Source organism: Natranaeroarchaeum sulfidigenes, assembly GCF_017094485.1.
Taxonomy (GTDB): Archaea; Halobacteriota; Halobacteria; order Halobacteriales; family Natronoarchaeaceae; genus Natranaeroarchaeum; species Natranaeroarchaeum sulfidigenes.
In genome coordinates this window covers 894,483-916,659 of record NZ_CP064786.1, presented here as the reverse complement: position 1 = coordinate 916,659, position 22,177 = coordinate 894,483, and the positions used below count along the sequence as shown (strand labels likewise).

Sequence of the window (22,177 nt, the reverse complement as noted above, 5' to 3'; positions counted from 1 at the left end):
AAGGTACGTGGTCGCTGATATTTCGATCAAGAATGTTCAGGAAGGTCCTGGTTGCGAACCGTGGAGAGATCGCGGTTCGGGTGATGCGAGCCTGTGAGGAGTTGAACGTCGGGACCGTCGCTGTCTACAGCGAGGCCGACAAGAACGCGGGCCACGTTCGATACGCCGACGAGGCGTACAACATCGGCCCCGCACGGGCGGCCGACTCCTATCTCGACCACGAGGCGGTCATCGAGGCAGCACGGAAGGCAAACGCCGACGCGATCCATCCCGGCTACGGCTTCCTCGCGGAGAACGCCGAGTTCGCGGGTAAGGTCGAGGAGACCGAGATCACGTGGATCGGCCCCTCGGCCGACGCCATGGAGCAACTCGGTGAGAAGACGAAAGCGCGCAAAGTGATGGATTCGGCCGGCGTCCCGATCGTTCCGGGGACGACGGACCCGGTGACCGAACCGGAGGAAGTCGAGGCGTTCGGTGAGGAACACGGCTATCCGATCGCGATCAAGGCCGAGGGCGGTGGCGGCGGACGCGGCATGAAGATCGTTGAGGGACCCGAGGAGATCGAGGACCAACTGACGAGTGCGAAACGCGAGGGTGAGGCCTATTTCGACAACGATTCGGTGTATCTCGAACGGTTTCTGGAGAACCCACGTCACGTCGAGGTACAGATCATCGCCGACGGAGAGGGGAACGTCAGGCATCTCGGGGAACGGGACTGCTCGCTCCAGCGACGCCACCAGAAAGTCATCGAGGAAGGGCCGAGCCCGGCACTCACGGATGAGCTGCGCGAGCAGATCGGCGAAGCGGCCCGTCGCGGCGTTCAGGCTGCCGACTACACGAACGCCGGGACCGTCGAGTTCCTCGTCGAGGAGGACCCGGACCGGGAGGCGGGCGAACTGCTCGGACCCGATACGAACTTCTACTTCCTCGAAGTGAACACCCGTATTCAGGTCGAACACTGCGTCACCGAGGAGATCACGGGCATCGATATCGTCAAATGGCAGCTCCGCGTCGCCGCGGGCGAGGAACTCGCCTTCGAGCAGGACGACGTCGAGTTCGACGGTCACGCCATCGAGTTCCGGATCAACGCCGAGAATGCGGCCGAGGAGTTCGCCCCCCAGACGGGGACGCTCCGAACCTACGATCCGCCGGGGGGGATCGGTGTCCGTGTCGACGACGCCCTGCGTCAGGGCGACGAGATCGGCGGGGACTACGATTCGATGGTCGCAAAACTGATCGTCTACGGGAGCGACCGAGACGAGTGTATCAGTCGAAGCCTGCGCGCCCTCCGTGAGTTCGAGATCGAGGGGCTGACCACCGTAATTCCGTTCCACAGACTGATGTTGAGCGACAAGGCGTTCGTCGACGGGCGTCACACAACGAAATACCTCGACGAGGAACTGGATCCATCCCGGATCGAGGAGGCTCAGGTCCAGTGGGGTGCCGACACGATCGGCGACGACGGGGACGAGGAGTCAGTCGTCGAGCGGCAGTTCACCGTCGAAGTCAACGGGAAACGGTTCGACGTGGATCTCGAAGAGCGCGGCGCAACACCGATCACCGCCCAGCCGTCCTCGGGGGGCGACGACCGACCGGATACCGTGGGGCCTGACGGGACCGACGAAACGGAGATCATGGGTGACGGCGAGACAGTCACCGCGGAGATGCAGGGGACAATCCTGGAGATCAATGTCGAGGTGGGCGACGAAGTCGCCGCTGGTGACGTGATCTGCGTCCTCGAGGCGATGAAAATGGAAAACGACGTGGTCGCGGAACGCGGCGGCGAGGTCACACAGATCGCCGTCGCCGAAGAGGACAGCGTCGATATGGGTGACGTGCTGGTCGTGCTGGACTAGCCGTTCGACGATCGCACCAATTCGGCTTTACTCGGGGAGCCCCAACTGCTGATAATGCATCGCCGTAACCTTCTTCGAGCGGCCGCCGGCATCGGCGTCGTTGCGGCTGCGGGCTGTCTCGGCGAGGATGGACCGACTGCACTCGACACGCCCGACGACCAGCAGGCTGATCCGGCAGATCTCGCATATCCAGCGTACGGACAGGAGCTGCCCGAGGCCACGCTTCCCTCTCCGATTCACGACCGTGAAGTGAACACCCGCGAGTTCGTCGGTGAACGTCACACGCTGTTCACCTTCCTATTTACACGCTGTCACGAAGTCTGTCCGGCGCTGACAGCGAACCTGGCGCAGGTCCAGACCGACGCCACGGAGGACGGCTACAGCGACGAGGTTGCACTCATGCCGATCACGTTCGATCCGGTGTACGACACAGAGGAGGTTCTCCGGGAGTTCGCGGAAGCAAGAGGAGCCGACCCAGGTGCAGAGAACTGGCAGTTCCTGCGCCCAGAAAACGACGAGCGCGCCGAGGAAGTCGTCGGCGAGACGTTCGGTCTTCCGTTCCAGAAGACCGACGCGTACACACCCGACGAGGGCGACAGCCACGAGATGGAGTTCGACCACCAGTCGCTGACACTGCTCACCAACGTCGACGGATACGTCGAACGCGCCTACGCCGGCGGAGCACCCCAGCCCGATGTCGTGCTCGATGATCTTACCGCAGTTCGGAACCATTTCGAATGAATCGGAGGGAGTTCGTCGCCGCGGCGGCGAGCGTGGGGGTTCTCGGTGGGGGTGCAGCCATCGCAACCGACCGGGTGAATGTAGGTGAACAGCCAGGGGCGGCCGAGAGCACTCAGGTCGAGATAGAAACCCTCGACGCCCCCGGCAGCACGGCCGGGTCGATTACCATCCCCGACGGACGCGTCACGCTCCTGTCGGTCTTTGCGACGTGGTGTCGGATCTGTGCGGAGTCGATGCCAGCACTGGGACAGGTCTACGACGAGTACGGCGCCGATGTACGGTTTCTCTCGGTCTCGAACGAGGCCATCGGAGGGACGGTCACCAGAGAAGACGTCGCGGACTGGTGGTCCCGGAACGATGGGCGGTGGTCGGTCGGGGTCGACACCGAACTGGACCTGACCGCCGAGTTCGACGTTTCGACCGTCCCGACGACGCTCGTGCTGGACGCCGACAACGAGGTAGCGTGGCGTTCGACCGGCGAGAAGACGGTCGAGGAACTACAGTCAGGCATCGACGGAGCGCTGGGTGAACGATGAGTTGGATCGGCTTTCTCGCCGCGGCAGGGCTGGCCGCGGGCGCTGGCCTCGCGACGTTCTTTTCGCCGTGTGCGTACGCCCTGCTTCCTGGCTATGTGGGGTATTACGTCGCGTCGACGGGCGACGAGCAGCCGCCGCTGTCAGGAGCGTTGCTTCGGGGCGGCGCGGCGACGGCCGGCGTCGTCCTCGTGTTCGCCGTGCTGGCCGTGCTGGCGGTCGCCGTACAGCAGTCGATCGAGGCGTATCTTCCGACTGTAGAGCTACTGGTGGGTGGCGCGCTGGTCGTGCTTGGCGTCGCTCTGGTTGTCGATATCGGCCCTCGCCCCCACGTATCGCTTCCCGAACGTCGGACGACTGTCCTTGGCTTCGGCGGGTTCGGCGCACTGTACGCGCTTGCGGCCGCCGGCTGTGTCGCTCCCCTGTTCCTCTCGATCGTCTTCCAGTCGGTCGCGCTGCCGACGGCCCAGACGGTCGGCGTGCTCGCAGTCTACGCGGGAACGTTCGGCGCGCTAATGCTGGCGACCACCGTCCTGACCGCGGTAGGTCACGGGATCGGTGTCGACAGAGTGGCACTGCCGACCCGCCGGCTCGTCCGGATCGGCGGGGGCGTCCTCGTCGTTGCAGGCCTCGTCCAGCTCTGGCTGGCGCTCTAGATCACCTCCGGGGCTTTCTTTTACCCCCTCACCGTTCGTGCACGTATGCTGACGTTACTGTGGCTTCTCGGCCTCTCTGCGATCGCTACGGCACTGGTCTGGAAGGGCAGTCTCTATCTCGAAGGCGCGGCCGACAGGCTGGCGCTGTACTACGGCCTGCCGGCGATCGTACAGGGCTCGATTATCGCCGCAGTCGGCTCCAGCTTCCCCGAACTGGCGAGCGTCGTGATCGCGACCGTACTCTACGAGGAGTTCGTCCTCGGCGTCGGCGCGATCGTCGGCTCCGCAGTGTTCAACATTCTCGTGATCCCCGCTCTCTCGGTGCTGGCCCGACGGGGGACCCTGGAGTCCAGTCGCGCGCTGGTCTACCGCGAGGCACAGTTCTATATTATCTCCGTGGCTGCCCTTCTCCTCGTCTTTTCGTTTGCCGTCATCTACTACCCGGTCAACGGGGAGGGTGGGCTGGTGGGTGAGATCACCCGCCCACTCGCACTCTCCGCAATCGCGCTGTACGGGCTCTATCTGTTCATCCAGCAACAGGAGACGAGCGACTTCGACGCCCCTGCACCACCCTCCTCGCTCTCGGTCGGCAAGCAGTGGGGCTTGCTGGCGCTCGGTCTGCTGGTGATTCTGGTCGGCGTCGAATTGCTGGTTCGGGCGGCCGTCGGGCTCGGCGAGTTCTTCGGGACGCCCTCCTTTCTCTGGGGGCTAACGATCATCGCCGCTGGAACGAGCTTACCGGATGCGATCATCAGCGTTCGCGCTGCACAGCACGGTGATTCGACGATCAGCCTCGCGAACGTCTTCGGAAGCAACATCTTCGATCTGCTGGTGGCGATCCCGGTCGGCGTGTTGATAATCGGTGCGGCCGAAATCGACTTCGCGGTCGCCGCGCCGATGATGGGCTTTCTGATCGTCGCCACAATCGCCCTCTTCGGGGCCGCGCGGACCGACTTCGAGATCACGGATCCCGAGGCGTGGCTGTTGCTCTGTCTGTACGGCCTGTTCGTCTGCTGGATGGTTCTGGAAAGCGTCGGCGTGACGAGCGTCGTGTTATAGCAGGCGCTCAAGCAACTCGACGGGATGAGGTGGCTTCTCGGCCGCACCGTCCCGCTCTCCCAGCTGGCTCCGACAGGACGTTCCCGGCGTGGTGACGACCTCGCCGTCGCTACGCTCGACCTGTTCGAAGAGGATCGAACCGATCGCCCGGCTCATCGAGTAGTGTTCGGCCTCGTAGCCGAAGCTTCCGGCCATACCACAGCAGCCGCTGTCGAGTTCGTCCACGTCGTAGCCCGCCCGTTCGAGGACGTTTGCGACGTGGTGGTCGCGTTTCGTCGCCTTCTGGTGGCAGTGACCGTGGTAGGTCACCGACGCGTCGCCGCCGGTCGGGACGTCGAGCGCGAAGCCGTTCAGGTACTCCATGATTCCGTAGCTGTTCGCGGCCACTCGATCGACATCCTCGCCGTCGAGTAAGTCCAGGTAGTCGGACTGGACCATCACCGCGTCCGAGGGCTCGATGAACACTACGTCCCAGCCCTCTTTCACCTCCGGGGCGAGTTCGGCGACGTTCTTTTCCGCGCGCTGGCGTGCCAGTCCGAGAAAGCCCTTCGAGAACGGCGGTCGGCCGCTTCCGGTCACGTCTTCGGGGACTTTGACGTGGACCCCGGCAGCTTCGAGGACGCGGATCGTCGCCAGCCCGATCTCGGGATCGCTGTAGTTGGTGTACGTGTCGGGAAACAACAGGACCTTTCGATCGGCCTCTCCCTCGCTCACTTCGACATCACGGTCGGCCGCCTGATCGACGAGCGACCGGCGCTCGAAGGTCGGTAAGTCACGCTCGCGGGCGATCCCGACGATTTTCTCGGCCAATATTCCCGATCCGGGGAATTTCCCGAGCCAGTTCGGCAGTGGAGCGATTGCGCTCCCGACCGTGGCGACGAGTTCGGCGTTGGCGAACAGGCGATCGCGCAGGCTCGCCCCCTCGCGCTGGTGATACTCGTGAGTCAGTTCGGCTTTGAGCTTCGCCATGTCGACCTCGCTGGGACAGTCCCGTGCACAGCCCTTGCAGCCGATGCACAGGTCGAGCACTTCGGTCACGAACTCATCGGAGAACGCCTCGTCTTCGGGCAACTCTCCCCTCATTGCTCGCCGGAGCGCGTTTGCACGCCCGCGTGTGCTCGTGATCTCCTCGTCTGCGGCACGGTAGGTCGGACACATTACGCCGCCGGTCGTTTCCTGACTCCCACGACAGTCCCCACAGCCGTGGCAGAGTTCGGCCATCCCCTGGAAGCCGTTCTCGTTCTCCCAGGACAGGACGGGATCGAATCCGGTCTCGAAGCCGTAGTCGGGATCGAACCGGAGATTCTCGGTCATGTCGGGGGCGGTCCGGTCGTGTCCCGGGCGGTAGCCACAGACCTGTCCCGGATTGAGCAGCCAGTCCGGATCGAACGCCGCCTTCAGCTCCCGGAAGACGTCCCAGACGTTCTCGCCGTAGAGCTTGCGGTTCCATCCCGTTCGGGCCCTGCCGTCGCCGTGTTCGCCCGAAATCGAGCCGTCGTGCTCGACGACGAGGTCGGTGACGGCATCGGCGACCGCCTCCATTTGCTCGATTCCCCCTGCGGTCTTCGTATCGATCAGCGGCCGGATGTGTAGACAGCCCGGTCCGGCGTGTCCGTAAAAGCTGGCGAACGTGTCGTGCTCGGCCAGCACGTCCTCGACGTCGCTCACGAACTCGGGGAGGTTCTCCGGGGGGACGGCCGTATCCTCTATAAAGGAGATGTGTTTCGCGTCCGACGTCCGGGAGAGCAGGATGGGCAGGCCGGACTTGCGGAGTTGCCAGAAGGTTGTGCGGCGCTCGGGCTCGTGGGCCTCCAGGGCGTCAAAGGCCGTGGTCGGCGCATCGGTGCGGGCCGCCGCAGTCGGGGCTGGATCGCCCTCGGGCGTCACGCCGGGAACGCGGTCAGCACAGAGGTCCGCAACGCGCTGGACCCCCTTGGCGTCGCTCTCGGCGTAGAACTCCACGAGCAACGCGGTGTCAGTCCCGTCGGGTAGCAGCTCGACGAGGTCGGCGAACTCAGCGGTCCCCCGCGCCAGATCGAGCAGGACGTCGTCGAGCACCTCCACGGCGGCGGGATCGTGGTCGAGGACCGGTGCGACGTCTTCCATGGCGTGGCGTAACTCCCCGTAACACAGCAACGCGACCGCCTTCGTCTCGGGGATCGGTTCCAGAGAGACCGTCGCCTCCGTGATGATTGCGAGGGTCCCCTCGCTCCCGGCCAGCAATCGCGCGAGATTGACCGAGCCCTCCTCGGCCTCGTCGAGCAGGCGGTCGAGGTTGTAGCCCGAGACGTTCCGTTTCAGTTGTGGGTAGACGTCACGGATCGCGCCCTCACAGTTGTCGAGGATCTCGACGACGCCCGCATAGATCCGCGACTCCGTCCCCCCCTCGGGGTCAGCACGCTCACGAAGCGTCGACAGGGAGATCTCGCCGAAGGTCGTGACGGTGCCATCCGCGAGGACGGCTTCGACCTCCTCGATGTAGCTATCGGTCAGGCCGTATTGCAGTGAATGTGCGCCGGTCGAGTTGTTACCGATTGCGCCGCCGATTGTGCTCCGGTTGCCCGCTGCCGGGTCGGGCGCGAACTTCAGGTCGTGTGTTGCGAGTGCGCGATTGAGTTCGTCGACGATCGAACCGGCCTGAACGCGGGCGGTTCCCGCGTCAGCATCGATCGCTAGCACGCCGTCCATGTGGCGTGTGAAGTCCAGCACGACTGCCTCGTTGACGGCCTGCCCGGCGAGGCTCGTTCCGCCCCCCCGAGGCAGGACCGGGATCTCCCGTCGCGCGCAGTAGGCCATCACCGTGGAGACATCGTCAGTTGAATCCGGGTAGACGACGCCGATCGGCGTCACCTCGTAGGCGCTCGCGTCGGTCGCGTATAGCGACTTCGAGTACTCGTCGAATCGGACATCGCCGTCGATACGCCGTTCGAGATCGTCGACCAGCCCGCTTCGTCGAACCTCGTCGCTCCGGTAGTCGTACGTTGCTCGTCGGTCGGCTGCGGGTGGAGTGACGGAATCGCTCATGAGTGAAATATCTGTGAGAGACTGCCAGTGGTTGTATGTCCGACTTCGCGGTAATGAATGGTTCGGGATGGGAGTACTGGCTGACGAGGAGGATCGATAGATATTCACTTTTCTTTACTTACGAGTTACAAACAGCGACTCGATCGAGATACTGTGTGACATACTATCACGATATCCGGGTTTCACTGGCACATAAATTATTACCTATGAGGCACATAGTGAACGTATGGACACGAGGATCCGGAAGCCACGGTCCCGCACATGTGAGCTCTGCGGTCGCCAGGAAGTCTGGAGCGACGAGAAGGGAACATGGACGATCGTCACCGAGGACGACGAGCGGCAGGTCGGGGATCCACACTGTCTCCACGAGTGGGACATCACGGGTGCGTTCACGCCCATCGAGACGACCGACGCCTAGGGCCAGCGACTTTTTGTGCACTCACAAACACCGTCCAGCCATGCCGACAGTCTACATCACCGCACCATCCGACGTGGCCGACGAGATCGCCCGAACACTTGTCGAGGAGCGACTGGCCGCCTGTGTGAACCGGGTCGACTGCGAATCGACGTATCGCTGGGACGGCGCGATACACGAGGACGAAGAGGAGATACTGCTGGCGAAGACGACCGAAGAGTGCTATTCGGCACTGGTCGAGCACGTCGAGGCTCTCCACCCCTACGATGTCCCCTGTATCGAGCGCTTCGACGAAACCGGGGTACTTGACGCGTTTGCGGCCTGGCGCGAGGAATCGGTCGAACCGTCGGATAGCTGAAACGGCGCGTGGACTCACGGAGCCGACCGACCTCGTGTGGGGGTGTCACACTGTGGCTCTCCCGCGACAGAAAGATAATCCTTAAAAATCACGCGGCGGTTCTACCCTATATGGCTGGAACTATCGAAGTACTCGTCCCCGGTGGCCAGGCCAACCCCGGCCCACCTCTCGGCCCGGAGCTCGGCCCGACACCCGTGGACGTGCAGGCAGTCGTACAGCAGATCAACGACGAGACCGAAGCGTTCGACGGCACCGAGGTCCCCGTCACCGTCGAATACGAAGACGACGGCTCCTTTACGATCGAGGTCGGTGTCCCGCCGACCGCCGAACTGATCAAGGACGAAGCTGGTTTCGAGACCGGCAGCGGTGAGCCCCAGGAGGACTTCGTTGCCGATCTCTCGGTCGATCAGGTCAAACAGATCGCGGATCAGAAACACTCCGATCTGCTCTCATACGACCTGAAAAACGCCGCCAAGGAAGTCGTCGGCACCTGCACCTCGCTCGGTGTCACGATCGAGGGCGAGAACCCCCGAGAGTTCAAAGAGCGTATCGACGCCGGCGAGTACGACGACCAGTTCACAGCGTAATCGTCGCCGGTTCTCATCGACCGCTTTTAGGTTCCCCGGCCGCTAGTTACTGGTATGGCCGAACCAGCCGCGCGCGACGATTCCGACCGCGCAGTCGACCCCGACCATCTGGAGGGGCCGACACTGCTGTTCGACGGCGTCTGTAACCTCTGTAATGCGTCGGTCCAGTTCGTCATCGAGCGCGACGATGAGGGGGTCTTTTCGTTTGCGTCCCTGCAGTGGGAGAGTGCCGATGCCCTCCTGGATGCCGTCGGCGCACCACACGGCGACCTCGACTCGGTCGTCCTGATCGAGAACGGCGAGTACTACCGCAAGTCCTCGGCGGCGATCCGGGTGGGGCGTCATCTCGGACTGCCGTGGTCGTTGCTCTCGGTCGGGCGGATTCTGCCGAAAGCCGTCCGGGATCGCATCTACGATTTCGTCGCCGACAACCGGTATCGCTGGTTCGGCAAGAAAGAGCAGTGCATGATCCCCGACGAGGACGTCTCGGATCGATTTCTGGACGGGTGACTGGGTATCTTGGCAGGTATAACTGTGCCGATCGCTGTTAACTCTGCCCGGGTACAATTTGTAGACTGTGTACACAGTTTGCGTGGGACGGTCGGATCACCACCAGGGACTGTGAACAGGCAACGACAGACACCCGGCTAGAAATCGGGTCACTGTCCCGAGCGGGGTCCACAGCGCCCAGCATGCCGCTTCCGTAACGACGAGTTTAAGTGTCACATGGGACTCGTTACGAGTGAGACAGGCTACGCCTGTTTCACTGACCCGTAGGAGCATACCCTGCGTACTACGGAGGTGAACGATGGCAGATCAGGAACTAGAGCAAGCAGTATCTCGCGCACTCGAGGACGCCCCGGAGCGGAACTTCCGTGAAACGGTCGACCTCGCAGTTAATCTGCGCGACCTTGACCTTAACGAACCGTCGAATCGTGTCGACGAGTCCGTGGTCCTGCCCAGCGGAACTGGCCAGGAGACACGGATCGTTGTAATCGCCGAGGGCGAAACGGGCCTTCGAGCAGAGGACGTCGCCGACGACGTACTGGATGGTGACGACCTCGCCGATCTCGGAGACGACGACGACGCGGCGAAGGATCTCGCCGAGGAAACCGACTTCTTCATCGCGGAGGAATCCAAGATGCAGGACGTCGGTCGCTATCTCGGTACGATCCTCGGGCCTCGCGGTAAGATGCCCGAGCCGCTGTCGCCGGACGACGACGTCGTCGAAGTCGTCAACCGGATGAAAAATACGGTGCAGATCCGTAGCGGCGACCGTCGCACGTTCCACACGCGCGTCGGAGCCGAGGACATGAGCGCCGAGGAGATCGCCGACAACATCGACGTGATCCTCCGCCGACTCCACGCGGATCTCGAGAAAGGCCCGCTCAACCTGGACTCCGTCTACGTGAAGACGACGATGGGTCCGTCCGTCGAGGTGGCCTGATATGAGCGCCGAAGCAGAACGCAAAACCGAGAACCTACCCGAGTGGAAACAGGTAGAAGTCGACGCGCTCGTCGAGGTCATCGAGAGCTACGACAGCGTCGGCGTCGTCAACATCGCGGGGATCCCCTCGCGACAGCTCCAGGATATGCGCCGCGACCTGCACGGGAGCGCCGAACTGCGCGTCAGCCGGAACACGCTGCTCGCGCGAGCGCTCGACCAGGTCGGTGGCGGTATCGAGGAGCTCACCGAACACATCGAGGGCCAGGTCGGCCTCATCGGGACCAACGACAACCCCTTTGGCCTGTACCAGCAACTCGAAGACTCGAAGACGCCAGCACCGATCGGTGCAGGCGAGATCGCGCCGAACGATATCGTCATCCCCGAGGGTGACACCGGCGTCGATCCGGGGCCGTTCGTCGGCGACCTGCAGACGGTCGGCGCATCTGCGCGGATCCAGGACGGTTCGATCAAGGTCACCGAGGACTCCACGGTGCTCGAAGCCGGAGAGGAGGTCTCGGCGGACCTTTCGAACGTTCTTAGCGAGCTGGGTATCGAACCCAAGGAAGTCGGACTCGACCTGCGCTCGGTGTTCTCCGAGGGCGTCATGTTCGCGCCGGAAGACCTCGACATCGACGTCGAGGAGTACCGCGCGGACGTCGAGACGGCTGCCGCTCGCGCACGGAACCTCGCGCTCAACGCCGAGTACCCGACCGCGACCACCGCGCCGTCGCTCATCGCGAAGGCAACGGGCGAGGCCAAAAGTCTGGGTATCCAGGCGTCGATCGAGAGCCCCGATCTCGCGGGCGACCTCGTGAGCAAGGCCGACGGCCAGGTCCGTGCGCTCGCCGCACAGATCGACGACGAGGAAGCGCTCCCCGAGGAACTGCAGGACGTCGACGCGCCTGCCCCAGCCGAGGAGGAGCCTGAGGAATCGGACGACGAACAAACCGCGGACGAGACCGAGGACGCAGACGACGACGCCGCCGACGAAGACGACGATGACGACGGCGACGACGACGACGCTGCGGCCGGTCTCGGCGATATGTTTGGGTAACCAACAATGGAATACGTTTACGCAGCACTCATCCTGAACGAGACGGGCGAAGAGATCAACGAAGACAACCTTACCGGCGTCCTCGAGGCCGCTGGCGTCGATGTGGAAGAATCCCGCGTCAAGGCGCTTGTCGCCGCGCTCGAAGACGTCGACATCGACGAGGCAGTCGCCGACGCCGCAGCCGTCCCCGCAGCGGGCGCAGCGGCAGGCGGTGCCGCAGCCGGTGCTGCCGACGAGGCAGCCGACGACGGTGACGAGGGCGAAGAAGGCGAAGAGGACCTCCCGGACACGACCGACGAGGACGACGACGAGGACGACGACGCCGGCGGCGAGGGCCTCGGCGAGCTGTTCGGCTAAACAGTCGACGACCAGTTTCGATTTTTTTGCCAGCAACCGAGTACCAGCGATAGCCACTGCGTCGTCGATGCTGCAATATACATGTACTTGAACAACAACTCGTCTCAGAAGCGCCAAATAAACACAAACCCGGTGGTTTGAAGGCTCTGGCGAGCGGCCACGTACGTAATGACGGAGATCATCGACGGGAACGCGGTGGCCGACGAGATACGTGCGGAGCTATCGGAAAGCATTGACGCGCTGGCCGACGCGGGCGTTACGCCGGGGCTGGCGACGGTGCTCATGAGCGACGACGGTGCGAGCGACACCTACGTCTCGATGAAACAGCGCGCCTGCGAGGAGGTCGGTATCAACGGGATCCACGTCGAAATCGACGCCGACGCGCCGGCCCAGGAGCTGTACGATACCATTGACGAACTGAACGAGGACCCCGAGGTCCACGGCATCCTCGTCCAGATGCCGGTGCCCGATCACGTCGACGAGCGCGAGGTCATCAACCGGATCGACCCCGCCAAGGACGTCGATGGCTTCCACCCGGAGAACGTCGGCAAACTCGTTGCGGGCTACCCACGATTCAAGCCCTGCACGCCCCACGGCGTCCAGAAGCTGCTCGAATCCGCGGACGTGGATCCGGAGGGCAAAGACGTCGTGATCGTCGGTCGCTCGAACATCGTCGGGAAGCCGCTGGCGAACCTGCTGATCCAGAAGGCAGAGGGTGGTAACGCGACAGTGACGGTCTGTCACTCCCGAACCGACGATCTGACCGTAAAAACACGCGAGGCCGACATCGTCGTCGCCGCCTGTGGCGTCCCGGAACTGGTCGACGGCGAGATGCTTTCGGAGGGAACGGTCGTCATCGACGTGGGCGTCAACCGCGTCGACGCCGACACCGAGAAGGGCTACGAGCTCGTGGGTGACGTCGAGTTCGAGAGCGCGAAGGCGAACGCAAGCGCTATCACCCCCGTTCCGGGCGGCGTCGGACCGATGACTATCGCGATGTTGCTCTACAACACGACGAAGGCGGCAGGTCTCTTGGAGGGCGTCGACGTCGAGTTGCCCTGAGATCTCGCTACCACTGTTTTACGCCACTCTGGCCGACCATCTATCCGCGAGGATGAGTATCAGGAGTACCACGGCAACGATCATTGCAGTCGAAACGACTGCTGCAATCCCGATCCCGAGTCCCGTAACTGCGGCGTCGATGGTTAGTCCCCCCTGAAACAGGCCTATTGCAACTCCACCAAGGAGTAGAGCGACAAAGCCGATCCGAAAGGATCGGAGTAGACGCTGTCTTTCATCACCGAGCATATTCGTCATTCAGCGTCGGTCAATAAATATGTTATCGGAGCACATATATATCGTCGATTACCTCAGTGATCGGCCGCTTTCGCGTCAGGACGGTCCAGACGTTTGCGATCATAAAGAGCCCGAGCGGGTACCAGATCACGAGCAAGGCTAACAGAACGGCTGTTGCGAGCCACAGAACGACGAACCACCAGCCCACGAGGACCGTCCACAGCAGGCGGACGATACTGTCCATCAATTAGACAGAGTACGTGCGTGTAAATGGGTGTTGTCCCAAGGAGGTCTCACCGCCTGATCGACCGCGTCAGCGTGAAGACAAAGAGGCCGATGAAGAACGCGCCGAGGAACGCCTCGACCGACGTGAGCAGGTTCACGAGCGGGTCGTCGATGGTCGGCGTCCCGAGCACGAGCGCCACGAACGTCTCCAGACTCAGCGTCAGATAGCCCAGCGAGGAGGCTTCGTCCATCGCGTCGACCCCGATCCCGGCGAAGACGAGGGCAAAGAGCAGGACGGTTGCAGCCGAAGCGGCGAACACTCGCCACGGTTTCTCCCCGTAGCCACAGGTGAGATCGAGGGTCGCGTTCGAGACCAGGCGTCCGGCTGCTCGGAGTCTGGCGACGACGCCCGCATCGGCTGCGAGCGCGTTCTCGGCGTGGCGACGCTTCTTGTACTTCATTTCTCTGAGGAAGAACTCCGCGGCGGCCTCGTCCTCGTCGGTCTCGTTCGCGCCGTTTCTGGCCTTGTTGTACGTCACTTCGAGCCCCTCGACGTCGAGGTCAGCCGTCGTGTCGAGGCCATCGGCGTCGAGCTCGTGGACGTGCCAGTCGTTCCGGTCGAGTTCGCTCCTGTGTGCCGAGAAATCGAAGCCGTCGAAGTCGGTTCGGTAGAACCGATAGCGGTCGAGCGGGTCGCGCTCGTCGCCCGTATCGAGGTCGACACAGCCGAGCGATCCGTCGGTGAAGTCATAGCGCAGGTCGTCGTCCGCCTCGGTCTCGATAAGGCCGCCGGTCATCGTCGCTCCTGTACAGTCGACGAGTCCCGGTTGTTCTGCCTCCAGACTGAGTCGGGGTGAACCGGTGAACGTGGCGTTTCTGAACGTCGGCGGCGTCCGGCAGTGGACGTCGGTTAACTCGACGCGTTTCTCGAACCGGCACTCGTCGAACGTGACGGGGCCGTCGAAGGTACAGCCCGAAAAATCAACGCTACCGTGGAACTCGACGGTCGAGAAGTCCGCCCGTCCCTCGACGGTGACACCGCCGAAGTCCGTGTACTCGTAAAAGCGGGCCGCGCCGACGTCTGATCCCGGCTTCTCGAACCCGACACGGTCGTGAAAGGTCGACCCGTTGAAGAAGGCGTCCGACCGGTACCGGGCGTAGAGTGTAGCAGGACCGAAGAACTCGGCGTTCCGTATTCGGAGGGTACCGTTGACCGCGGCGTACAGGTCGAACCGTCCCTCGAAGGTGGCGTCGTCGAAGTACGAGTCGGCGTTGATGTCGACGAAAAAGTCGACATCGTCGTGAAACTCACAGCGGTTGAAATGTGGCTCGTCGTTGAAATCCGCGTAGAACGAGGCCCGCGCGTGAAACTCGCTGTCGGAGAACCGAGCCATGCGGTGGAAGACGACCGGTTTCACCGTGAACTCGTCGTGAAAGGTTACGTCACGGAAGTAGATCGACCGGTCGTACTGGTCGCGTAGCACGGTCTCGCCCGCAATCTCGCTATGGTCGAAGGTGAGCACGCCCCGAAGATCGCTGGCACCGATCCGAAGACTACCGATCTCGCAGTGATCGAAGTAGACGGGCTGGCGAATCGCGGCGTCGTCGATCGCGAGCTCACCGTCGATCGTGGCGTGAGAGAGTTCGACCGGATAGTTGTCGGGTGCGTCGAGCAGGACGTGTGAGAGGTCGAGTTCCGGCAAGTTCGCGCCGATCAGTTGTTTCGGTGCTGCTCCTGACTCGTCGAGCGCGGCAAGGAGAGACGTCTGGAGCGTATCGTCTGTGACCCCCGCTTCGTCGCGTTCGGGTGCCGTGAGATGGAACACACAGCGGTCGAACCCCTCGCACGCGTCCCGGGGACAGTCCCAGTCACCGTGTCGTGGTTCCCGATCGTACTGGTCGGCCCACACGTCCGCCTCGATCCGGTACGAACAGGATCCGTCGGCGTCGCCCGGCGGTATCGCGGTCGGATGGACACCGGTCATGATCAGGCGCTCACGTTGACGAACTCGAACTCCTCGTCCGGGTCGTCGAACCGGTCGAGTCGAAACCGATCGGTCGGCACTGGTGCGTCCTCGTCGGTTACCAGCGACGCGACCACCGGGCCGATCACCGGTGCGGTCATGATCCCGCGCCCGTGAAGCCCCGTCGCCAGTACGAGCCCCGCCGGGCCATCCGCGGGGGTATCGATAATCGGGAAGCCATCAGGCGTCGTCGCGTCGACACCAGCCCAGTCATCGATCAGCCGTGCTTGCCCGCCGTCGACGAACAGGTCCTCGACGAGTTCCGCAGCGGTGCGACGGAACGACGCGTCCGCAGTCCGACTGGCCGTCTCGGGCTCGTCCTCGTGCGCTGAGCCACCACCGACGAGTAGCTGTCCCGGCGTCTCGGTGGGTCGGAAATAGCTGTCCGCGGACGGGACCCATCCCATCGGGAACGAGCGTTCGTCGGGAAACTCGACCACGACGCACTGCGTGCGGTACGAACGGAGCGGGAGATCGACGTCCGCCGGAAGTAGCTCGGGCGTTCTCCATCCGGTTGCGAGAACGACCGTCTCGGCCTCGACGGTGTCGTCGGGGGTATCGACGCCGACAATCCTTTGTTCGCCCTCCTGTCGTTCGACGCGCAGGTCGGTGACTGGCGTGTTCGTCCGGAACTCGACGCCCGCCGCTTCGGCGTCCTGCCTGTATGCCATGGAGAGCGCGTGCGGGTCGATCCAGCCAGTTTCGCCGATCCTGAGTCCGTGTTCGATGTCGGATGCGTCGATTCCGGGTAGCTCCGTCCGGATGTCATCGTGGCGCAGCCGTTCGATCGGAATTCCGGCTTCGCGATAGTGCGCTGCGGCCCGATCAATGTCCAGTCCTTCGTCCCCGGACTCGCGCCGTAGCTCGTAACTCGGTGTGTCGTGGAACGATACGCCGTGGGTTCCGTCGTAGTCGCTGAACGCGTCGAACGCGTATCGGCCGACTGCCGGGCGGTCCGCGTACGCGGTGCGCACGGTGATCAGTCCCGCAGCGCGGCCAGTCGCGCCACCGGCGATCGACTCCGCTTCGAGAACGGTAACGTCGTGTGACTGGGCGAGGGTTCGTGCGGCAGCACAGCCGACGATGCCCGCGCCGACGATCACCGCACGTGGCGGTGATCCGGTGTCCGTCTCCATACGCATGGCTACCACTCGGGGGTCTTAACAGTATGATATCCAGCGATGTCGGCCGGTTTTCCGGTATAGTGTCTGTGGATGGTGGGCGTGTCAGGCCGACAGCCGATCCAGTCGCTCCTGACACCGGACGAGGGCATCCTCGTCGTCCCAACGCAGGTACTCGCCGAGTGCACGGGCCGCCTTCACAAGCCGTTCTGCGGTCTTCGGGTCGACGTCACCCTGCAGCGCGCGAACCCGCTTGACGTGCTCCGTAAGCGACTGCAGCGTGGCGAGGGCCTCGTGATCCGTTCGGGGCTGATCGTCGAGATATGTCTTCAGCTCTGCCCGATACTCGTCGACGGCGTTGGCGTAGGCCAGCCCGCGCGCCTCGCGGATCGAGGCGGGGACGCTCTCGGTATCGGGGCGTTCGCCGTGGTCGGCCCCCCGGAGCAAGGAGAGATAGTAGAGCTCTTCGTCCTCCGTGGGATCGAGTGACCGCCCGAAAACGTCAGCCACTCCTCGTAGTTCGTGGGCGGCGAGGTAGACGTCATCGAGGGGCTGAAGCTCTCCCGCATCGATAAAGCCGTGGCTGCGGATATAGTCGCGGCACTCCTCGACTGCCGCCGCGGCGATGTCCTCGCGGGACTCGTCGTCGATCATGTTTCGAACGCTGGTGAGGTTTAGCGTCGCGGGCGAGGCCGTGTGTCGTTTCCGTTCCTCGTCGATACCGACGCTCTTGACGCTGTCACACTCGGGACACGAGACGGTCCCGGTCTCGTAGTAGGACCACCGTGTCCCACACTCCTTGCACTCCCGCTGGCCGCGGATCTCCATAGGCGAGTGTAACGCCGGGTGAGTGAAATACCCACTCCCTCGGGGACGGCTTCGTTGGCTGCTCGCGAACCAGCGGTTCCAGCGGTGTCTGTGGGGTGTGACATTGTTCACAATATCACAAAAAGATCGAGCAGGAGGCTACGCCACGGACCCGGTCGACCGACTCAGGCAACAGTGACGTCCACGAAAGCCCCCGCCCGCTCGACCGTGACGGCCCCTTTCAGTCCACCCACAGCACCTCGTCCTCCCCAACCGGGCGTCTCCCGCCGGTCGACGCCCCCTCGCGCGGTGCCGGCACGGCCAAGCGCCGTGCCAGCACACGCCTTCAGCACTGTCTCAGCATACGCCTTTAGTACTGGTTCAGCATACGCCTTCAGCCCCGTGCCAGCACAGCACCGCAACCGCCGGGTGGCCTGGCGCGCCCCTGTGACGCGCCAACGGGGAAGGGCAGGTCTGGTGCTGTGCGGGGCTGTTCCCGGTGGTCCGATGGGCGAGGCGACGAGGGGCTTCCGGACTGACGGGCGCTCGTCACTCCCGTCGTGCGAGCAGCTCCTCGACGAGCGCGTCGATCTCGGCCCGGACCGGCTCCAGTTCCTCGATCGTCGTCCGATTGTACGCCCGCTTGCTCACGTCGGTATGTTCGGGCACGATCCCGTGGGCGGCCCGCGAGAGATCGGCCAGTCGTGTGGCAACCCCCTCGTCGACGTCCTCGATCGCTGGGAGTTCGAGCCGCGAGACGACTGATTTCGAAAGGCTCGCCTTGCCGCCCGAGGAGACGTCATCGAGCGTGCGCTGGTAGATCGAGGAGTTCAACAGGGCACAGAGAACGTGAGCCTCGCGTTCGTCGTCCGTACCGATGAACATGCAGTGATCGCCGGGAACGACCGGTTTCTTGCCAAGCCGCTCATCATCGACCGTCGAGACGACGACGAAGTGGGGTTTGTAGCCGAGCCGACACCAGACGACTTTGTATTCGGCCCAGGTGTACTCGCCGAGACCGAAGACGTTGTAGAAGGTGCCGTTGTCGAGCCACGACGACGAGCGGGCCTCAAGCGCCTCCCGGTTGTCGTCGAGATACGCGTAGGTTCGCGGACACGCCTCGCGAAGCCATGCCTCGTTGTCCTCGTTTGCGACGTCGACCGGGACGAGCCGATAATCGTGGCCGAACAGGCCGAACTTGACGACGTGGCGTGATTTGAGATACGGAAAGACCCTGTCGGGTTCGAGGTCGGTTACGCGCTCTGGCTCGATTTCGAAGACGTCCCGGGCGTCGTCCTTGACGCCGTGGCGGATCTCGTGGGAACACTCACCGAGTGCCCGTCGCTCGGCGTCGCGTCGAAGCCACGAGGAAGCAGGGTCCTCCTCGTCGACCGGCACGAAGCCTGTCTCCTCGCGTTCGAGCGTCTGGGTCAATCGTTCGGCGCTCGTGAACGCGGGCGACGCCGATCCCCGTGACCAGGCGGTAACCGGAACTGGCCTACATGGCTCCCGGTCGACGGAAAACGAGTAGATCGCCGCACCGGCGCGCGCGTCCCCGAACGGTCGCAGGTCCGTAAAATCGTGGACGTGTTCGACGGCAAGCGGAGAGTCGTTCAGGCGCTGTTCGCGCAGTCTGCGACCGGCTGGGCCCTTCGTAATTCCGCGTTTGAGCACGAACGCCGCGTCGTCTGGAGCGTACCTGTCGAGACAGGCGAGCACGAACGGGACTGATATGTCGTCGTTCGCGTGGCCGAGTTTTGCGTCCGCACCGTGGTGGGTGACGAGATCGAGTCGGTCCGCCGGGCCGTCACGCCATGCCGCTCTGACCCGATCGGGGAGCGCACTCCAGGTAAGCCACGGCGGGTTGCCGACGAGATGGTCGACGGTTGATGCTACCCTGGTACCGCCGTACTGGAGACTGTCCGAGCGCGTGAGCCCGAGTGCGTCGGTAAGGAACACCGGGATCTCGACGGCATCGATCGCTGCATCGTCGAGTAGAGGGGAAAGCGCGAGCAGATAGGCGAGCCGTGCGCTCCGGACCGCAATCGGGTTGAGGTCGATACCGAACACGGAGTTCGTGATTGCCTCGACCTGCTGGGCGGGCGCCGGGGCGTCCTCGGCCGCCGCGTAGCTCGCCCGCTTGTGTTCGATAACTGCCGCGCAAAAGACGCCGGAGCCACAGCCCGGATCCAGAACCGTCTCCGCCGCGAAGTCGTCGACAGACAGGGTTTCGACCGCCAGATCGGCGATGCCCCGCGGCGTGTAGTACTCGCCGAGCGAGAGCCTGACCTGCTGGCTGACGACCGACTCGAACAGGTTATGGAGGATGCTCTCATCGAGCGCCGTGATGTCGAGAGATTCGATCGTATCATCGACGCGTCGGAGGTCGGCTCCGACAATCGTGTTGTGAACGGCGGCGAGGTCGACATCGAACGCCCCTGTATTCGAGCCTGGTTCGCGGTTCATCACGGTAACGCCGACCGTCGCCTCGACATGAGCGAGTAGTCGCTCGACGAGAAAATCGTAGTAGAGGGCGTCCGCAAACGCCGACTCCACCGAGATGCCGTCTGGGAGGTCACCGAAGACGTCGCCGTGACTCTCCCTGAGGAACGACTGCCACATCTCGAACGCAGTGGTTACGGTCGGATCGTTGTCGAGCGCTTCTCTGGTGCGCCCTGTGTACTGTCGATAGGCTGTGCTACCGCGCTCGAATCGGTCGGAAAGCCGGTCAGCGTGAGTCTGGTTCCGCACGAGTTTTTCGTCCGTCTGATCGCTCCTTTAGCTACCAGCGGCTTAATCGCTGGGATCGCTGACCGTCACCGGATTCTTGGCGCTGCCGCCAGTACCGAACTGTATGCGTGAGGAATCCGAAATCCGGGAGCAGTACGAGTACCTTCAGGAACAGCTTGACAGCGAGGAGATGCGTCACGAAGGAGTCAGACAGCTATTCAGCCACTACAAGCGCGCGCTGGGCTGGGTACTCGAAGAGGAACATATGTGAAGATTGGTTGCGGGACCCGGGCGATTGGTAGCGGCTGGTTTGCCCCGTGTCGGTACATTTATGTTGCGTCAGCGATTTCGTCTACGTGACGCTTCGCTTTGGAGGGCCGAAGCGTCAGCGGGGACCAATTCAGGGCGGCAAGCGGCACGCCGCGCTTTTTACGCGCGTGCCGCTTTCCTGTTTCAAACTGCTGTGAGCGACAGCCACGTCTCTGGATAGTTGCTATGACATGAACAGCCGTCTGTCCGCGCGTTCGTGACCCATCCCCATCAGCTCGGTAGTCGGTGCAAAGGACCACATGGCATCGAGCGGCTGGTCCCGGTACTCCTCGACGACCTCACCTATTATCGGCCGTAATTCGTCGAGGACGCGCTGGATTTCGGTGTGGCTGAGCCGCCCGAGCCGCTGGGCAGCGCCGAGCAGATCCGTGATGAAGGAGTAGCCGTGAACGAGACACGCTTGTTCGTGTGTGAGCCCCTCGTGCTGGGCGACCGCGGCGATCAGGACGCTGGAACGATGAGCGGGGGCCAACAGCAGATGCTGGCGATCGGTCGCGCGCTGGTCGGCGATCCCGATCTCCTGCTCGTCGACGAACCGTCAGAGGGTGTCCAGCCCTCGATCGTACAGTCGATCACCGAGGACCTCGGACGGATCAATGAGGATCTGGGAACGACGATCCTCTTTGTCGAACAGATCCTCTCGGTCGTCCAGAATCTTGCCGAGCGGTGTTACGCGATGGACAAAGGGCAGATTGTAGACGAACTGGACGGGTCCGAACTCGACGACAGGGAGCATCTGGCGGACCATCTCGCAGTCTGATACGTTCGGAACCACCAGTACACTTTTTGGCGTATCACGTCGGAGTACCAGTATGGCATCACGCGTCCTCGTCGCGGTCGACGGCTCCGAACAATCCACGGCAGCGCTCGAACACGCAATCGTCGAGCATCCGGAGGCCGAGTTGATCGCAGTCCACGTCATCGACATCCTCGCGGGGATGTACGGCGAACACTACATCGACTACCAGGAGATCAGAACAGGGCAGGAACAGCGAGCGGAGGGCCTTCTGAACAACGCCGAAGAGGTTGCGGCAGAACACGACCGCGAGCTCACGACTGAGACGATTATCGGGAAACCGGCAACGGGAATCGTCGACGCCGCCGAGGAACACGATGTCGACCTGATCGTGATCGGCAGCCGGGGACGCTCGGGCGTCTCGCGTGTCCTGCTCGGCAGCGTCGCCGAAACTGTCGTGCGGCGCTCGCCCGTGCCAGTGACGGTCGTTCGATAGGAAGGCACACGAACCACAACCTATTGTTTCACGCAGTGAGTACGCCAGGTATGGCTAATCCCGTCCCGATCACCGTCTACACCCGCGAGGACTGTCATCTCTGTGACGAGGCCCTCGATACGCTCGAACGGATCGCCGACTCGGAAGGCGTCGAGATCGAGATCGACCTCGTCGACGTCGACGACGATCCGGAACTTCACGAGGAGTATAGCGACCGCGTCCCGTACGTGCTCGTCGACGGGACGCCGAAATTCAAGTATCGCGTCGATCCTGCAAAGGCTCGAATGGAGCTGAAACGGTACGCCTGAGAGGCCCTGTTTCTGGC

25 protein-coding genes and 1 pseudogene are annotated in these 22,177 nt (G+C 63.3%); 17 read left to right on the top strand and 9 right to left on the bottom strand.

What is annotated here, in order from left to right; translation table 11 throughout:
* Positions 1 to 32: 32 nt before the first annotated feature.
* Genes AArcS_RS04770 through AArcS_RS04750 form a run of 5 tightly spaced genes read left to right on the top strand, consistent with a single transcriptional unit; the run spans position 33 to position 4,845 of the window.
* On the top strand, positions 33 to 1,856 hold the full coding sequence (locus AArcS_RS04770; RefSeq protein ID WP_238479320.1) for an acetyl-CoA carboxylase biotin carboxylase subunit: 1,824 nt from the start codon (positions 33 to 35) through the stop codon (positions 1,854 to 1,856).
* 54 nt (positions 1,857 to 1,910) lie between these two features.
* Positions 1,911 to 2,597 (top strand): SCO family protein, encoded by a 687-nt coding sequence (locus AArcS_RS04765; RefSeq protein WP_238479318.1) that lies wholly within the window; start codon positions 1,911 to 1,913, stop codon positions 2,595 to 2,597.
* Positions 2,594 to 3,133 carry a TlpA family protein disulfide reductase gene (locus tag AArcS_RS04760; RefSeq protein ID WP_238479316.1) on the top strand — a complete coding sequence of 180 codons (540 nt, stop codon included), beginning with the start codon at positions 2,594 to 2,596 and terminating at the stop codon, positions 3,131 to 3,133. Before AArcS_RS04765 ends, AArcS_RS04760 begins: the two co-directional genes overlap by 4 nt.
* The gene (locus AArcS_RS04755) at positions 3,130 to 3,786 is read left to right on the top strand and encodes a cytochrome c biogenesis protein CcdA (protein WP_238479314.1); all 657 of its coding nucleotides are present in this window, start codon (positions 3,130 to 3,132) and stop codon (positions 3,784 to 3,786) included. The genes AArcS_RS04760 and AArcS_RS04755 overlap by 4 nt, the downstream gene beginning before the upstream one ends.
* A gap of 45 nt (positions 3,787 to 3,831) precedes the next feature.
* Positions 3,832 to 4,845 carry a sodium:calcium antiporter gene (locus AArcS_RS04750; protein WP_238479312.1) on the top strand — a complete coding sequence of 338 codons (1,014 nt, stop codon included), beginning with the start codon at positions 3,832 to 3,834 and terminating at the stop codon, positions 4,843 to 4,845.
* On the opposite strand, the gene AArcS_RS04745 is transcribed toward AArcS_RS04750, so the two are convergent.
* Positions 4,840 to 7,869, bottom strand: coding sequence for an FAD-binding and (Fe-S)-binding domain-containing protein (locus AArcS_RS04745; RefSeq protein ID WP_238479310.1), 3,030 nt, complete (start codon positions 7,867 to 7,869; stop codon positions 4,840 to 4,842). The two genes, AArcS_RS04750 and AArcS_RS04745, sit on opposite strands and share 6 nt — an antisense overlap.
* Before the next feature lie 226 nt (positions 7,870 to 8,095).
* Here AArcS_RS04745 and AArcS_RS04740 point away from each other — a divergent pair, with 226 nt between their 5' ends.
* From AArcS_RS04740 to AArcS_RS04705, 8 genes are all read left to right on the top strand, one after another.
* On the top strand, positions 8,096 to 8,287 hold the full coding sequence (locus AArcS_RS04740) for an HEWD family protein (protein WP_238479307.1): 192 nt from the start codon (positions 8,096 to 8,098) through the stop codon (positions 8,285 to 8,287).
* A gap of 40 nt (positions 8,288 to 8,327) precedes the next feature.
* Positions 8,328 to 8,642, top strand: a complete 315-nt coding sequence (cutA, locus tag AArcS_RS04735) for a divalent-cation tolerance protein CutA (protein ID WP_238479305.1) — start codon at positions 8,328 to 8,330, stop codon at positions 8,640 to 8,642.
* A 110-nt stretch (positions 8,643 to 8,752) separates the two neighbouring features.
* Positions 8,753 to 9,229 carry a 50S ribosomal protein L11 gene (locus tag AArcS_RS04730; protein WP_238479304.1) on the top strand — a complete coding sequence of 159 codons (477 nt, stop codon included), beginning with the start codon at positions 8,753 to 8,755 and terminating at the stop codon, positions 9,227 to 9,229.
* A gap of 54 nt (positions 9,230 to 9,283) precedes the next feature.
* Positions 9,284 to 9,739, top strand: coding sequence for a thiol-disulfide oxidoreductase DCC family protein (locus tag AArcS_RS04725; RefSeq protein WP_238479302.1), 456 nt, complete (start codon positions 9,284 to 9,286; stop codon positions 9,737 to 9,739).
* 298 nt (positions 9,740 to 10,037) lie between these two features.
* Positions 10,038 to 10,676, top strand: coding sequence for a 50S ribosomal protein L1 (locus tag AArcS_RS04720; protein ID WP_238479301.1), 639 nt, complete (start codon positions 10,038 to 10,040; stop codon positions 10,674 to 10,676).
* A 1-nt stretch (position 10,677) separates the two neighbouring features.
* Positions 10,678 to 11,730 carry a 50S ribosomal protein L10 gene (locus AArcS_RS04715; protein WP_238479300.1) on the top strand — a complete coding sequence of 351 codons (1,053 nt, stop codon included), beginning with the start codon at positions 10,678 to 10,680 and terminating at the stop codon, positions 11,728 to 11,730.
* Positions 11,731 to 11,736: 6 nt separating this feature from the next.
* On the top strand, positions 11,737 to 12,087 hold the full coding sequence (gene rpl12p / locus AArcS_RS04710) for a 50S ribosomal protein P1 (protein ID WP_238479299.1): 351 nt from the start codon (positions 11,737 to 11,739) through the stop codon (positions 12,085 to 12,087).
* Positions 12,088 to 12,255: 168 nt separating this feature from the next.
* Complete coding sequence (locus AArcS_RS04705; protein WP_238479298.1) at positions 12,256 to 13,149, top strand: bifunctional methylenetetrahydrofolate dehydrogenase/methenyltetrahydrofolate cyclohydrolase; 894 nt, start codon at positions 12,256 to 12,258, stop codon at positions 13,147 to 13,149.
* A gap of 18 nt (positions 13,150 to 13,167) precedes the next feature.
* On the opposite strand, the gene AArcS_RS04700 is transcribed toward AArcS_RS04705, so the two are convergent.
* The 7 genes from AArcS_RS04700 to AArcS_RS04670 form a co-directional block, all read right to left on the bottom strand.
* Positions 13,168 to 13,395, bottom strand: a complete 228-nt coding sequence (locus tag AArcS_RS04700; RefSeq protein ID WP_238479297.1) for a hypothetical protein — start codon at positions 13,393 to 13,395, stop codon at positions 13,168 to 13,170.
* 31 nt (positions 13,396 to 13,426) lie between these two features.
* A complete protein-coding gene (locus tag AArcS_RS04695) occupies positions 13,427 to 13,627 on the bottom strand; it encodes a hypothetical protein (protein WP_238479296.1) in 201 nt (66 codons plus the stop codon).
* Between the two features lie 49 nt (positions 13,628 to 13,676).
* Positions 13,677 to 15,593 carry a pentapeptide repeat-containing protein gene (locus AArcS_RS04690; RefSeq protein ID WP_238479295.1) on the bottom strand — a complete coding sequence of 639 codons (1,917 nt, stop codon included), beginning with the start codon at positions 15,591 to 15,593 and terminating at the stop codon, positions 13,677 to 13,679.
* Positions 15,594 to 15,595: 2 nt separating this feature from the next.
* Positions 15,596 to 16,768 (bottom strand): NAD(P)/FAD-dependent oxidoreductase, encoded by a 1,173-nt coding sequence (locus AArcS_RS04685; protein WP_238479294.1) that lies wholly within the window; start codon positions 16,766 to 16,768, stop codon positions 15,596 to 15,598.
* Positions 16,769 to 16,858: 90 nt separating this feature from the next.
* Positions 16,859 to 17,581 carry a DUF7117 family protein gene (locus AArcS_RS04680; protein ID WP_238479293.1) on the bottom strand — a complete coding sequence of 241 codons (723 nt, stop codon included), beginning with the start codon at positions 17,579 to 17,581 and terminating at the stop codon, positions 16,859 to 16,861.
* A 164-nt stretch (positions 17,582 to 17,745) separates the two neighbouring features.
* Positions 17,746 to 17,913 carry a hypothetical protein gene (locus AArcS_RS04675; protein WP_238479292.1) on the bottom strand — a complete coding sequence of 56 codons (168 nt, stop codon included), beginning with the start codon at positions 17,911 to 17,913 and terminating at the stop codon, positions 17,746 to 17,748.
* A gap of 196 nt (positions 17,914 to 18,109) precedes the next feature.
* Entirely contained in the window at positions 18,110 to 20,311 is a 2,202-nt protein-coding gene (locus AArcS_RS04670) for an N-6 DNA methylase (protein WP_238479291.1), read from the bottom strand.
* 103 nt (positions 20,312 to 20,414) lie between these two features.
* Between AArcS_RS04670 and AArcS_RS04665 the strand changes: the two genes are divergently transcribed.
* Positions 20,415 to 20,561, top strand: coding sequence for a DUF8555 family protein (locus tag AArcS_RS04665; RefSeq protein ID WP_238479290.1), 147 nt, complete (start codon positions 20,415 to 20,417; stop codon positions 20,559 to 20,561).
* A gap of 222 nt (positions 20,562 to 20,783) precedes the next feature.
* Here the strand turns inward: AArcS_RS04665 and AArcS_RS04660 are convergent, their stop codons facing one another.
* Positions 20,784 to 21,092 (bottom strand): urease accessory protein UreF, encoded by a 309-nt coding sequence (locus AArcS_RS04660; protein WP_238479289.1) that lies wholly within the window; start codon positions 21,090 to 21,092, stop codon positions 20,784 to 20,786.
* On the opposite strand from AArcS_RS04660, the pseudogene AArcS_RS04655 reads away from it, so the two are divergent.
* The 3 genes and pseudogenes from AArcS_RS04655 to AArcS_RS04645 all read left to right on the top strand — a co-directional run.
* A pseudogene (locus tag AArcS_RS04655) lies at positions 21,042 to 21,380 on the top strand (ATP-binding cassette domain-containing protein); the annotation flags it as partial. The gene AArcS_RS04660 and the pseudogene AArcS_RS04655 sit on opposite strands and share 51 nt — an antisense overlap.
* A gap of 52 nt (positions 21,381 to 21,432) precedes the next feature.
* Positions 21,433 to 21,852, top strand: a complete 420-nt coding sequence (locus AArcS_RS04650; RefSeq protein ID WP_238479288.1) for a universal stress protein — start codon at positions 21,433 to 21,435, stop codon at positions 21,850 to 21,852.
* A gap of 50 nt (positions 21,853 to 21,902) precedes the next feature.
* On the top strand, positions 21,903 to 22,160 hold the full coding sequence (locus AArcS_RS04645; RefSeq protein ID WP_238479287.1) for a glutaredoxin family protein: 258 nt from the start codon (positions 21,903 to 21,905) through the stop codon (positions 22,158 to 22,160).
* Positions 22,161 to 22,177: the final 17 nt, after the last annotated feature.